This is a genomic window from Pseudoalteromonas sp. JC28 (assembly GCF_013319255.1).
Taxonomy (GTDB): Bacteria; Pseudomonadota; Gammaproteobacteria; order Enterobacterales; family Alteromonadaceae; genus Pseudoalteromonas.
Genome location: NZ_QOKX01000003.1, coordinates 475996 through 489142 on the forward strand (window position 1 = coordinate 475996; position 13147 = coordinate 489142).

Below are 13147 nucleotides of genomic sequence, written 5' to 3' on the forward strand. Positions count from 1 at the left end.
CCTACAGGCATTTCAGCTGACTTGATGGCTGAACTTTTGCCGCACGTAGCGTCGGTAGCAAGCCAAAAGTAACCGCACTTATTACCGCAAGTACAATCGTCATAACAACAATACTTAGTGTCATTTCCAACATTTCAGCATATAAGTGACTATACAACTGCGCAGTTATACTCAACCCAATCTGAGCCAATATCAAGCCTAACACCCCTCCCACTAAGCCAATAATGAAGGTTTCAACAGTAAATTGAGCGATAATATGTTGCTTTGAAGCACCAACAGCCCTGCGAAGCCCAACCTCGCCAGACCTAGCATGGAACTTGGCAACCATCATAGCCATACAGTTCAGTAAACAAACAATCAGAAATGCAAATGCCAACCAAACCGCCACATTGCCATCATCCTTAATGATTTTTCTTTCAATAAGCTGCTCTTTAACATTGAATAGTTGATGTAGAGGTTCTCGTAAAAACCGGCCATATTCTCTTTGTTCCATCGAATAGTTAACCAAAAAGTCCATATATTGATTTCTCGCTGCGGCTGAGCTTAACTCTACCCAATATGAGACCCAAACACATTCAGATGCCAAAATAGCCGAAAAAGAGTCATCAGCGGGTTCTTTCCAACACTGGTAAGAAACATCAGAGCTAGTCCAATGTTGATTATTTATCTGTGCCTGAAATGGAATAATAATGTCCCTTGGTTTATTAAAGGCACGGGTCCTGTTGTCAAAAAATTTGGGAACTGGATACCAATCGTCAGTCACTCCAACGACGCGGTATTGCAAATCACCTATCAGCAACGACTTACCTATTGAGTTTTCTCCATTAAATAACTTGTTATTTAATTCATTGCTTATTACAGCAACTTGCAGACCGTCTTTGTCAGCAGTCTCATCCCATGCACCTCCAAATTTAAATGGCACCTCAAACATACCGAACATGTCACGATAAGCACTTCTTATTAACGTCATCTTTGCATCAGTAATAGGCTGCTCGGTCGCTCGAGACATCATCTTGAAACTAGCAAGAGGTGTTTGCCTCACACCACGTTTAGCATTTTGCAAATTTATCGCATCTTGGTAGCTAAGAATAAAAGGTGGGACTTCCTTTCCTTGAGAAATATTGAAAGGTTTATCAGGTCCATAACTATTTAGGCGAACATTAAACAGTTTGTCGCTTTTAGAAGGAATAGGGTCTTTTGCCAATAAATAACTAACCGTATAAGTCGTCATTGCAGCACCTATTCCAACGGCAATTGTGACCACCATTAAAAATGATAAAAACGGCGTTTTTCGCAATGAAATAAGTGCCAATTTAAGATAGTAGCCAAACATAACTTATCCCTAAGCAATCGCTTTGTTACAGTGTTTACGCTCAATTATCACGCCATCACGGATCTCAATAATGCGCTGTGCTTTGGCTGCTTGATGCGTATCGTGCGTTACCATCACTACACTCGTTCCTTGTGTATTAATATCCATGAGCAATTCCATAATACTATCTGCCATTTTGCTATCTAAATTACCCGTTGGTTCGTCAGCAAGTAAAAATGAAGGTTTACCAGCTATTGCACGAGCAATCGCGACCCTTTGCTGTTGACCTCCTGATAGTTGCGATGGGTAATGCTCCTTACGTGAGGCAAGGCCCACCTTATTCAACGCATCCATGATCCTTTCATGACGTTCTTTTGAAGATAATTTACGATAGCGAAGAGGCATATCAACATTGTCGTAAAGATTGAGGTCTGGAAGTAAGTTAAAGCTCTGGAAAATAAAACCGATCTTTTCATTACGTAGTTTAGATTTAGCTTTGTCACTTAACTTTTCAACATTGATGCCATCTAGCTCATAACTCCCGTCACAAAAATCCTCTAACAGACCTGTAATGTTTAAAAAAGTCGTTTTTCCTGAACCCGATGGGCCGACTACTGAAACAAACTCCCCCTGCTCTATACGTAAGTCAAATGGCTGCAAGGCTTGAGTTTTTATTGTATCGGTATAGTAAGCTTTGGATAAGTGACGCATGGATAGCATATTACAGCTCCTTATTGAATTATTTTCACACTGGGAGCGTCTTTAAAGATTCGCGCGTCAGAGGTAATCACCTGATCGCCAACATTAAGCCCCGAAAGTACTTCTACTTGCCCAATACTTCTTAATCCGATTTGTATTGGTGTTTTTATTGCAGAACCCTCTTTTACTACGTAAGCAAACTGTCCGTTATAGGCTTCTATGTATTGCCCGTGTGGTAGATAGGCAATATTTTGCTTTTGTTCAATCACAATTCGACTCGTTAACCTTTGGTTCTGCCTTAACCCCTGAATGGTGTCGTCTTTAAATCGAATTTTCCCTTCAACTCGACCATTTTCAATTTCTGGAGAGATAGCAACTATTTCTCCGCTATACACTTCTCCATTAAGACTTATCTCAGCCAACATTCCCAGCGCAAGGTCGTCTGAATAGCTTTCTGGGATTTGCACCTCTATCTCATACTTTGAGAGATCCACCACACTAAGTAATGGCTGATTTTTGGCGACTGTATTTTTTTGCTCTACCGTCAAGTTACCAACTAATCCACCTACCGGCGAAAGTACTTTTAAAGCAGCAACTTGCCTCTGAAGCTCCACCACTTTTACTTTTTGCGCCTCAAACTCTAACTCTTTGGTACGGATCTCAAATTTTTGGCTTTCTTTTTGTAACTCCACTTCTTTAATTGCTAGGCGATATTCACGCTCTGCGTTTTCGAGATCATCTTTGGCTTTTTGATAGTCAATGTCACTTACAACTTGCGTTTTCAAACCGTTCTCAGAACGGCGCATCTCCCGCTTTGCTGCATTTAACACAACAGTCGCTTTACCTAAATAATTCTCTTGTGCTAAGTCTTGCTTTTTGGCTTGAATAATTTGCCTTTGAAGTTCCGTTTCTAACTTGTTTAACTGTGCTTGATGTTGTGCAAATTCGCTTTTCAACTCAGGACTATCTAGAACGGCGAGGACTTGTCCTTCCACCACACTGTCACCAGACTCTACCAAGTAGGTAACCGTTCCCTGAGCAGGGCTATATATAGTGGGGCGCCGCGCTGCCACGACTTTACCTTGAACAGAAATATCGCGGATGAAGTCACCTCGCTTCACTGATGCTATGTGAACTTTATCGCTAGAAACAGCTGTTTGACCGCTTGCCCACTGTGTAAAAATGGGGGTCATAAAAAAAACAGCAATTAATATAAAAATACCAATTACTATTATGAATAATCTATTTTTCTTTGGTCTTTCAACCACCGAGTCTTGAGCGCTCGTATCTGGAATATAGGCCATGAAATAATCCTTTTACCACTGCCTTAGCTATTGAGTACTATGTATTTTTGGAGCATTATTACTAACTATTCCACCACAATCACATCTCTTCGTTTAATTATTAGAAGCCAACAATTTAATACCAAAGCATGAATTATCTAGCGAAGTAGACCTCAAAAGCTTAAAACAAATCTGGTAACCTGAGTGCCTAAACCTTACACAAAGCCAAGACTAATGTCACGAGAAATAAAACATTTTGTTAACTATTTGGTTTGATTTTTGACAACCTCTAAGTACCGACTCTCGATAAACTTTTTTTCTTTAGACAAGTGCTCTAATGCTTCTCGCGTTTGTTCCAACTCTTTTTGGATAGCCTGAAGCTTTGGCCCATCTTCTACTTCTTGCTCTTGCACCATTAGCTGTTGCAAAGCCTGATTTTGTTCGGCTATTTGTCGTTTGTATTCATTAATCGTTAGAGACATATCTTGACGCTCCTTCTCAAAGGTAGCGACCAATTGCTCCAATTCTTGCTCGGACGTACCTCCCATCGCTTTAGAAGCTTCCAACTGCTGCTTTAATGTGTCATTTTCTTTTTGTAATTCCTCTGTAGATTCATATTGGTCATAAAGTTTTCTTCTTGTTTGCTTCAGTCGCTCTAAACTCTTCGACAGATCCCCCCTAAGTTTCTTTATTAATCGATGCGACTTAAGTAGCTTACTGTTTAAATCGTCCATGCGAGTTTGTTCTTCGGTCGAGATATGATCCTGTGTAGAGCGTTTAACCTCTGCTAATTGCTGCTCTAAATGGACTTGTAAATTAGCCAACTCTTGAATGGTATGTTGATTATCTTCAACAAACTTCATCGACTTATTTATCGCTTCGCGACAATGTTGGAGTAGATACTGTTGCTCTGGGTTGGATGTCCCAGCTCCACCAGCAGCCTTTGCAAAGAGCCTAAACTCTCGGAGGATTAACAGCAAAATATAGAACCAAAAAGCCAATATCAGCAGCCCGATATTTACCGTCATATAGATAAATACATCAATTGGTAGTTTACCTAGAAACATATTGCACACTCATTATTTTCTTACTTTCATTTTAGTATTGGTTAAAAATCGTGCCTATAATAAATCTATATTTTTCAATAAAGTGGTAATTTGTGAAGATATTGCTCGTGGATGACAGTGCGGCAACACTTGAGATTATTCGTCGCGGTTTAGTACGTTTTAGATATCGCAAGTTGTTGATAAAGAAAGCACAAAGTGCAAAAGAAGCCCTGAAAATCATCGGCTCTTGGCATCCTGATATTGTATTAACTGACTGGCATATGCCTGATATTTCGGGACTCGCATTAGTTAAAGCTATCAAACAGAAACAACTGGGTGTGACCATGGCAATGGTAACCACTGTCGACGACCGCGAGCAAATAAAGCTAGCCCTTGATTACGGAGCGGCATTTGTGCTGTCTAAACCATTTGCAGATGATGACCTCCACAATAAAATCATGCCCTTGGTCAAAGCCGCAGAGGAAAGCTCAAAAACAAGGGAAATTCATACTCTGCACAAAGGCGTTCCTTTGCCTCAAGTTGGACAACTTGAAAAACTTATGAATAAACATATCGACACTGAACTGAGGCTCTATCAGATTAATCAAATGGAGTATGATCCTGATAACCTGCCTTGCGTCATGGTTGCATACGAGGATCCTAGTAGTCAGAAGGTACGCGCAATAGGGATATTTGATGTGTATTCAGTTTGTGTGCTCGCCGCTTCCACTGGAAATTTAACAGATCAGGCAGGATTTGAAGCCATTCATCAACACCAGATCACTGAGCACATGTTAACCGCTTGCCACTCAGCATTAAACTCAACTTCTTATGCGTTTTTGGATGGAATAACAAGAAGAAGTCTAAGAGTAAAAGCCCTACAGCTAGTCACTAAACCTTTTCCTAAATTGAAGCGTCTGTATAAAACTGCTTCAAATATGAGGATAGATATATGCTGCCAACGCCCAAACATGGCGCAAGGGAAAATCCTATTGGTCGGACTTTTAAGCTAGTGCTTTTAACAAGACCCCCGGATCGCTGATCCCGGCTTCTTTTAGCGCTTCTTGAATATTTTTCGTCAACTCAACAACTTGGCTCTGCATGCGCAGTATAAATTCAAGTTTTTGTGTCACCAACTCAGCTTTCATTTCATCGGAATAAGAGTCACTTGCCTTTAATTCATCAAGTAATTTTTGTTCCTCTTTAATTTTTTCTCTTAACTCTTCGAGCTTTTCAACCATTTTTTGAATATGCGGAGGCAGTGCGGCTTCTTCTTGCTCTTCCTTTACCTCTTCTCCAGACAATTTAGACATATCTTCTTCAGATAACCTAAGAGGCCTGGGCGAGTTCGTCTCTTCAACTTTGGCTTCCTGCTCATTCTGACTCGTAGCTGATTGAATTGGGGAGTGAATTAAAAAGTTAACGTTCATTGTTGTTTGGCCAACATGATTCCTTTGACCTACATATCGGTAATTTATCGAATATCTTTAGTAAAAAATTGCGCGGCATCCTTGCCGCTGCAAGTGCTTGGGAATGGAATCACTCAGCCTCAAAAACTAACTGAGCTTAAAATAATTCTGTTTTAAGATTTGCTTACAATTGCTTAATGCACGGTTTAACGCCTGCAGCAGGGTTTTACCTTTGGCCTTAACCTTTAACGTCGGTAATCCAGGTAACAAAAGCTCAACTTGGCATAAGGTAAGCCTGCCAACCTGCTTATCCACCTGTTTTTCAATTCGTACATTTATCTTTCGAATATTGTTTGTATAACCACTTAACGCTGCATTTATCGCTTTAGTGAAAACCACTTTACTTGACACCGCTATAGGTTCATTTACACCAACAAGGTTCAGTTTCATCATTACCTCAGACAATCGCATCAAATATTACTGTATTGGAAACTTAGAATGACTCGAATATCAAAGCGTTTTCGCTACATTCTCTCAACTTATACTTGCGCCGTGAGATCAAATCTACTAATGTTCACCAAAAGAGAAAAGCTGATTATATCTAACCTAAAGTAAGATTTTTACGAACAATATGAATATAAACTTCAATCACCTTTACTATTTTTGGCAAGTAAGCAATGAAGGCAGTATTGCTGGTGCAAGCAAAGTCCTTCATTTGACACCTCAAACAATTAGTGCGCAACTATCTAGTTTGGAAGCACGCCTTGGGAAACCTCTATTCATAAGAGAAGGAAGAGGTCTCAGATTGACTGACTTCGGCATTTTAACCAAACAGTATGCGGATGATATGTTTTCGATTGCAAAAGAGTGGTTGGAGACAACACAAGATGGCGCAACAGCTATACATCGTACATTAAAAGTTGGTATTTCTGATGCGATTCCAAAATCATTGGTTTCAAAGTGGCTTGCTCCACTGATAGAAAATGAGCAAGTTGCCAATTTACATTGTATTGACGGTCAACAATCAGAATTGCTAGCTCAGATGGCCATGCATAAGCTCGATATCGTGCTTGCAGATAAGCCACTTGATAGTCACCTTCCTTTTAATGTTTTTTGCCACGAGATTGGAAAAAGTCAAATTGGCTTATATGGTTCAGCTTCAAACAGTGAGCAACTCAGTGCAAATTATCCAAAATCGTTACAAGATCAGTCGCTCATTCTTCCAGCAAAGCACAGCCCTGTAACTAACTCGATTCAATTTTGGCTCCAAGAGCAAAATATAGAAATTAAAGTGGCTGGTCATGTAGATGATAGTGCTTTAATGAAAGCATTAGGCCAACAAGGATTCGGTATCTTCCCAGCTCCGCTGTCAATACAATCAGAATTGAAGCGCCATTATGATGTAAACCTTATAGGCACAATTGAAAGTGCATACCAAAATTACTACGCCTTCACACCAGACAGATTGATTAAGGACTCCATTTTTAACGAATTTGTAAACTTTGCGAAGGGCATCAGCTGACTTAAAGTGTCAGCTTATGTTGGACTGTAAAAGAGAAGATAAATTCTGCTTATATCGCCTTGATAGATGAAGTGAGTCGCCATTTTCCAAAATAACATCGTAATCACCATTATCTCTTGTTTTAAGTTCACTAATTGCATTCAAATTAACGAGTGAAGACTTGTGGATCCTAGAGAAGCCAAACATCTTTAAATTTTTTTCCATCGTAGACATGGTATCCCGATGAAGTATTGAGCGCTGCCTATTTATCAAATGGAGCTCAACATAATTACCGGCACCTCCAACCCAAGCCAGTTCTTCAACTTTAATAACATGAATATGCCCGGAGTCTTTCACTATTAGTCGTTGATTTGGCATGTACTCAGAGGTTAGCTCCTGAGGACTTGAGAATACTGTATGAAGTATGTTCTCAATAAGCGTATCTGTCTTATCTCGCCCTTCAAGAGACATCACTGTACAAGAACTGAGTTTGGTATCTGTAGTGATCTTTATAGTCGAAACAGATGAGAACTTTTTCGCGATCAATTCTTGCTTTTTGGGATCACTTTCAAACGAAGAATCTATTAACAAACAGTCTATTTCACCCGACTCAATAGTTTCCAAAATATCAACAAATGTTTGATAGTAAACAAACTGGGAACAAACAGCGACTTCCTTTAACTTTGTACTCATTTCAACGCCAAGCGCAGACAAATAGCAGGGAATCAAGATTGTCACTTTTTTCATTCATCACCTTAAAGACATCAACAGGTTAACAAAGATACTAATACTTTGTATCTCATTTCACAATAGTTAACAAATAATTGTTATAGATTGTCACAGTGTAATTCGCAAATTAAATTTGATCTTTTTTTTAACTCCTGTCGTCACTACTTTCCGTCACCTTACGTATCTCAACTGGCATATTCCCGACTTCCGACATAGCCTCCTCGTGATACTAATAAGCCTTTGTGATGAGTTAGCAAGCTCGCCAAAGGTATCCAAAACAAACCTATCAGGGGATATCATGAAACAATTCAAGCGTTCTAAGTTAAGTATGCTTATAACTTCTGCGTGCCTAATCGGTGGAAGTTTGAGCATTCAAGCATCAGCTGAAGAAGCTGCTGATGGTGCTAATGACGAAGTCGAAAGAATTTCTATTACGGGCTCTCGTATTCAGCGTGTCGCGTTAACGGCAAAAACACCTGTTATCGAACTAGACGGTACTGAATTTGCTATATCTGGTAACTTAAACGTCGAGCAGAAGCTTGCCGAGTTACCACTAACAGTTCCTTCTTTCGGACCAAGCTCAAATAACCCTGGTGATGGTACCGCTCGAGTAGACTTACGTGGTCTTGGTAACGAGCGCACCCTTGTTCTTGTTAACGGTCGCCGCTGGGTACCAGCAACACAAACAGGTGTTGTCGACTTAAACACAATTCCAGCTTCTCTTATCGAAGGTGTAGACATCATTACCGGTGGTGCAGGTGCGGTATATGGCTCTGATGCACTAGCAGGTGTTGTAAACTTTCGATTGAAAGACGACTTCGAAGGCGCTGAAATTTCTGCGTTATACGACATCACCGAAGAAGGCGACGGGGAAAAGTTCAACACAGACCTCACCTTGGGTGGAAACTTTGCCGATGGTAAAGGCAACGCTACTGTGTATATCGGTTATGCCAAACGTGAATCAATCTTCCAAGGCGACAGAGACTTTACTAATGTAACGCTCACTGAAGGCGATACAGGTTTAGTGCCTGGTGGGTCATCTGGTATTCCTGGGACAAGAATATTTGCAGGCCCTACACTTCCTAACGGTACAACTCTAGGTCGTTTTGGTCCAAATGGTGAAGGCCTACCATATACATCAGCCGATGCATTTAACTATGCCCCTGATAACTACCTGCAACTGCCACAAGAGCGTCTAACACTTAACTCTTTTGCACACTATTACATCAATGATGACACACGCTTATATAGTGAACTATCTTTCATTCGCAACGAAGTTCCGCAGCAGCTAGCTCCGACTCCAGCGTTCGTAAATGGCTTGGTGGTTAACCCTGACAGTCCATACTTCGGTGCAGACGTTCAAGCCGCAATGAAAGCATTGGTGCCAGAACTCGATGATGACGGTGAACCAACTGGCAATATGGTTAGTCAACTTGACGCCGATGGTAACTTTACATTCGCTACAATAGGTCGTCGTATGGTTGAAAATGGTCCACGCCAAGCGATTGATACACGTAATGCGATGCGTTTATTAGTTGGTGTAGATGGCTTTATCGGTGACTGGGCATACAATGCTTACTACAGCCGCTCTGAGCTGGACCGCTCTAACCTACTTAATAACGACGTTTCTGAAACGCGCTTCAGACAAGCTATTTTAGTAACTGACGATGGTAGTGCATGTCAAGACACGTCAGGTGGCTGTGCACCATTGAACATCTTCGGTGAAGGCAATATTTCACAAGCAGCGATTGATTTTATCAACGTCGGGGCATCTAACGTAACAAACATTAAGCAAGAAATTTTCCACATCGATTTTGCTGGTGAGCTACCATTTACTGTACCGTCTGCTGATATGCCAATTGGTTTTGTAATTGGCTACGAAAGCCGTTTTGATGATTCAAGCTTCCGTCCTGATGAATTCTTAGCATCCGGTGATGTACTTGGCTTTAACGCTGGTGAACCAACTGTAGGTAGCTACAGCGTTGATGAGATTTTCACAGAAATTGATATCCCACTAGTAACAGACGCAGCATTTGCTGAAGACATTACACTTTGGTTTGCGGGACGTCTTTCTGACTATTCAAACATCGGCAATGCATCTTCATTTGCAACAACTATAAACTGGAAAGTAAACGAATACGTTTCGTTCCGAGCTGGTTACCAAGAATCTGTTCGTGCACCTAACATCGCAGAGCTATTCCAAGGCGCAGCAAATGGCTTCCCAAGCGCAACCGATCCATGTAGCGTAGACGGTTTTGTAGAAGGAAAAACAGATAGAGCTCTTTGTGAGGCTCACGGCGTTTCAGCTTCTCAAGTTGGCGTATTTGAGCAAGCAAACGCGCAAATCGAAGGTAGCTTCGGTGGTAATCCTGACCTGAAAGAAGAAACATCAGAAACCGTTACTCTCGGTCTTGTTATTACACCGACCGAAAACTTTGACATTACAATCGATTACTTTGATATCACGATTGATGATGCAATCGATGTACTAGGTGGTGGCGTGAACAATATTCTAGATATTTGTTACAACCAACTTAAAGATCCTAACTCAGAGTTCTGTCAAGCAATTACTCGTCGTCCTGACGGTAACGTAGACCTTGTTACAGCGCTAAATGCGAACATCGCGTCACTAGGAACCAAAGGCTATGACGTTAACTTCAACTGGACCACAGAGCTTGGCTTTGGTATCGGTGAAAATGGTTCAACACTGAACATTAACTCTAAGAACACAATCTTGGATGAGTTCTTTAGAACGCCAAGCGTTGGCTTCACAGAAACTAATTACTGTGAAGGTAAATTCGGTAACACCTGTGGTACGCCACGCCCTGAGTTCCAAAGTAATAACCGCTTTACATGGACTTCAGGTGATTTGAGCGTAGCGGCGCTAGTTCGATATATGAGCGAAGTTGATGACGACTCAGGCACTAACGAAATCGCCCCGATTTCTAAAGCAGAATGGTACCTTGACCTTAGTGCGAGCTACCACTTCACAGATCACCTACAAGCAACATTTGGTATCAAGAATGTGTTAGACACAGAGCCAACACCACTAGGTGACGCTCAACAGCAAGCAAATACATTCCCAGAGTTGTATGACGTAATAGGTCCTCGCTACTTCTTAAGCGCTGTGTACACGTTCTAATCCACTAATACAGAAAACAAGGGAGCTTCGGCTCCCTTTTCAGTTATTTGTGTAATAGTTTTTTTATTCACAGCAGGTTACTAAGTTTTAAATCAAGCTCGCTGAAAGATTGATTAATCCTAACAAAACTTCAAGCAGCGTCACTTTGCTCGCAACTAGATAAAGTTTGACTAAGATAAAGAGTATGCAGCTCAGCCTAATTGACCGTTTAAGAAAAAATAACATGAAGCAAACATCCGAAATCAATATCGCAGTTCAAGATGCTTTCAAATTGCTCCAACAAAAACAGTATCAGCAAGCGTTAACGAAGCTTCAGCCGTTTACTGATTCGCCTCACCCCGACCTACATTATCTTTTGGGAATTTGCTATAAGTCACTAGCCGAATGGCAGAGTGCAATAACCTCATTAAGTGATGCCGCTAAGCTCGCGCCACTTAAAACCGAGATCTTAACTCATTTAGCCAAATGTTATTGGCTATCGGGTGATTTGCACCAAGCAGAGTCTCATTACCTTACGCTGTATAATACTGAGCCAAAGAATCTAGATTTACTTAAAAACTTGTCGCTTCTTTATCTCGAACAAAACCGCCTCGACATGGCCTATCAGTGGGCTTTGAAAGGACAATCACTCGATACTTCTGGGCAACTCACCAAAATTCTCGGAGACATTGAAAAAACAAAGGGAAACCTCAAACAAGCGATCAGCTATTATCAATCAGTACCGCAACACTCTCAGGTTGCTTTTCGAGCAATACACAATTTAGGCCTTTGCTATAAGTTACAAGCTAAATTTGAACAAGCAATTCAATGCTTTAGGTTTGTTCACCAAAGCGCCCCTGAACACTACGAGCCGCTTTATAATCTTGGGGACTGCTTTTTTGCAAATGGTCAGTTTGAACCAGCACAACAAGCCTACACTCAGGCACTGAAGCGAGCGCCACACAACCCAACCGTCCATAAAGCACTGAACGAACTTTATTGGCAGAGCGGGCAACATCAGCTTTTTGCTAGCAGTTTAATAACAGCACTAGAGTCAGCCAATAATCAACAGCAACTTACAGAGTGTCTAGCCGAACTTTACTGGAACACCAGTCAGTACACATTATGCGAGCAATGCATACGGAAGTCGGGTTATGCAGACAAATCAGCCACGCTTCTAGCATTAAGAGGGCGTTTGGCAGCCACGAACAATGAGCTAAACACTGCCTATAAACATTTAGATGATGCCAATAAGCTAACCGTTAATTATGACAGGATCTGTGAGCAAGCAAAATTTGCAATCCAACTTGGGGAGTTTAGTACCGCACAATCCCTACTCGAGTACGTGTTGCAAGCACAGCCTAACTCACAACTTGCATTAGCTTGGCTAAGCGTAGTGTATCAAGCCACGGACAAAGAAAAGCATCGTGCTTTATGCAACCCAAACTTTGTCCTTACTACAACCTTAGACACTCCGAACGGCTATCAAAATAGTGAAGACTTTCTTAAAGAATTAGAGTCTTGTTTACTAACGCTTCATCAAGGTAAGCAAGCACCAAGTGAGCAAACTTTAGTAAATGGTTCACAAATTTCTGGTGGCTTGCTTAATAGAGATATCGAAGTCATCACCAAAGCTCGAGCTCAATTACTGCAAGATATTGAAAAATGTCTCAATAACTTAGAGTTAGTGCCTGAGCACCCATTTTTGGCTCATTTAAATAAGGATAAATTAATTACTGGTTCGTGGTCTGTCAAATTAACAGAGCAAGGCTTCCACGTGAGTCATATCCACCCCGCTGGCTGGATAAGTGTGGTTTTATATATCAACACGCCAAACGACGATAGCAACAATGGGGTAATTGAATTTGGTAGACCTCCCCTAGCACCTCCTTACGATTTTCCACCATTTAAAACTGTAAAACCTAAACGAGGACAAATCGTGATCTTCCCCTCTTATTTTTGGCATGGAACACAGCCATTTAACGCATCAGACAATAGCTATCGAATGACGTTGCCACTCGATATTGGCGTAATCAATAATTAACAA

11 protein-coding genes are annotated in these 13147 nt (G+C 41.1%); 4 read left to right on the forward strand and 7 right to left on the reverse strand.

Annotated features, from left to right (window positions below; all coding sequences use genetic code 11):
* Position 1: 1 nt before the first annotated feature.
* The 4 genes from DS891_RS09720 to DS891_RS09735 all read right to left on the reverse strand — a co-directional run bounded on the left by DS891_RS09720 (position 2) and on the right by DS891_RS09735 (position 4361).
* Positions 2-1333 (reverse strand): ABC transporter permease, encoded by a 1332-nt coding sequence (locus tag DS891_RS09720; RefSeq protein WP_010603939.1) that lies wholly within the window; start codon positions 1331-1333, stop codon positions 2-4.
* A 9-nt stretch (positions 1334-1342) separates the two neighbouring features.
* The gene (locus tag DS891_RS09725; protein WP_010603940.1) at positions 1343-2032 is read right to left on the reverse strand and encodes an ABC transporter ATP-binding protein; all 690 of its coding nucleotides are present in this window, start codon (positions 2030-2032) and stop codon (positions 1343-1345) included.
* Positions 2033-2043: 11 nt separating this feature from the next.
* Positions 2044-3315, reverse strand: a complete 1272-nt coding sequence (locus tag DS891_RS09730; protein WP_010603941.1) for an efflux RND transporter periplasmic adaptor subunit — start codon at positions 3313-3315, stop codon at positions 2044-2046.
* 242 nt (positions 3316-3557) lie between these two features.
* Entirely contained in the window at positions 3558-4361 is an 804-nt protein-coding gene (locus tag DS891_RS09735; RefSeq protein ID WP_174169679.1) for a chromosome partitioning protein ParA, read from the reverse strand.
* A 92-nt stretch (positions 4362-4453) separates the two neighbouring features.
* On the opposite strand from DS891_RS09735, the gene DS891_RS09740 reads away from it, so the two are divergent.
* The gene (locus tag DS891_RS09740) at positions 4454-5353 is read left to right on the forward strand and encodes a response regulator (RefSeq protein WP_010603943.1); all 900 of its coding nucleotides are present in this window, start codon (positions 4454-4456) and stop codon (positions 5351-5353) included.
* Here DS891_RS09740 and DS891_RS09745 read toward each other — a convergent pair.
* Together DS891_RS09745 and DS891_RS09750 are read right to left on the reverse strand one after the other, a co-directional pair.
* Entirely contained in the window at positions 5345-5770 is a 426-nt protein-coding gene (locus tag DS891_RS09745; RefSeq protein WP_010603944.1) for a hypothetical protein, read from the reverse strand. The two genes, DS891_RS09740 and DS891_RS09745, sit on opposite strands and share 9 nt — an antisense overlap.
* 126 nt (positions 5771-5896) lie before the next feature.
* The gene (locus DS891_RS09750) at positions 5897-6202 is read right to left on the reverse strand and encodes a hypothetical protein (protein ID WP_254605789.1); all 306 of its coding nucleotides are present in this window, start codon (positions 6200-6202) and stop codon (positions 5897-5899) included.
* Between the two features lie 178 nt (positions 6203-6380).
* Between DS891_RS09750 and nhaR the strand changes: the two genes are divergently transcribed.
* A complete protein-coding gene (gene nhaR / locus DS891_RS09755; RefSeq protein ID WP_010603946.1) occupies positions 6381-7271 on the forward strand; it encodes a transcriptional activator NhaR in 891 nt (296 codons plus the stop codon).
* 9 nt (positions 7272-7280) lie between these two features.
* Here nhaR and DS891_RS09760 read toward each other — a convergent pair whose 3' ends face one another.
* Positions 7281-7997 carry a LytTR family DNA-binding domain-containing protein gene (locus DS891_RS09760; protein ID WP_174169681.1) on the reverse strand — a complete coding sequence of 239 codons (717 nt, stop codon included), beginning with the start codon at positions 7995-7997 and terminating at the stop codon, positions 7281-7283.
* Positions 7998-8277: 280 nt separating this feature from the next.
* Here DS891_RS09760 and DS891_RS09765 point away from each other — a divergent pair, with 280 nt between their 5' ends.
* Together DS891_RS09765 and DS891_RS09770 are read left to right on the forward strand one after the other, a co-directional pair.
* Positions 8278-11121 (forward strand): TonB-dependent receptor, encoded by a 2844-nt coding sequence (locus DS891_RS09765; protein ID WP_174169682.1) that lies wholly within the window; start codon positions 8278-8280, stop codon positions 11119-11121.
* A gap of 223 nt (positions 11122-11344) precedes the next feature.
* A complete protein-coding gene (locus tag DS891_RS09770; protein ID WP_174169683.1) occupies positions 11345-13144 on the forward strand; it encodes a tetratricopeptide repeat protein in 1800 nt (599 codons plus the stop codon).
* Positions 13145-13147: the final 3 nt, after the last annotated feature.

What these genes read in the sequence shown, in the direction of transcription:
- DS891_RS09720 (WP_010603939.1), bottom strand. Translation starts at nt 1,333, where the DNA reads ATGTTTGGCTACTATCTTAAATTGGCACTTATTTCATTGCGAAAAACG.
- DS891_RS09725 (WP_010603940.1), bottom strand. Translation starts at nt 2,032, where the DNA reads ATGCTATCCATGCGTCACTTATCCAAAGCTTACTATACCGATACAATA.
- DS891_RS09730 (WP_010603941.1), bottom strand. Translation starts at nt 3,315, where the DNA reads ATGGCCTATATTCCAGATACGAGCGCTCAAGACTCGGTGGTTGAAAGA.
- DS891_RS09735 (WP_174169679.1), bottom strand. Translation starts at nt 4,361, where the DNA reads ATGTTTCTAGGTAAACTACCAATTGATGTATTTATCTATATGACGGTA.
- DS891_RS09745 (WP_010603944.1), bottom strand. Translation starts at nt 5,770, where the DNA reads ATGAACGTTAACTTTTTAATTCACTCCCCAATTCAATCAGCTACGAGT.
- DS891_RS09750 (WP_254605789.1), bottom strand. Translation starts at nt 6,202, where the DNA reads ATGATGAAACTGAACCTTGTTGGTGTAAATGAACCTATAGCGGTGTCA.
- nhaR (WP_010603946.1), top strand. Translation starts at nt 6,381, where the DNA reads ATGAATATAAACTTCAATCACCTTTACTATTTTTGGCAAGTAAGCAAT.
- DS891_RS09760 (WP_174169681.1), bottom strand. Translation starts at nt 7,997, where the DNA reads ATGAAAAAAGTGACAATCTTGATTCCCTGCTATTTGTCTGCGCTTGGC.
- DS891_RS09765 (WP_174169682.1), top strand. Translation starts at nt 8,278, where the DNA reads ATGAAACAATTCAAGCGTTCTAAGTTAAGTATGCTTATAACTTCTGCG.
- DS891_RS09770 (WP_174169683.1), top strand. Translation starts at nt 11,345, where the DNA reads ATGAAGCAAACATCCGAAATCAATATCGCAGTTCAAGATGCTTTCAAA.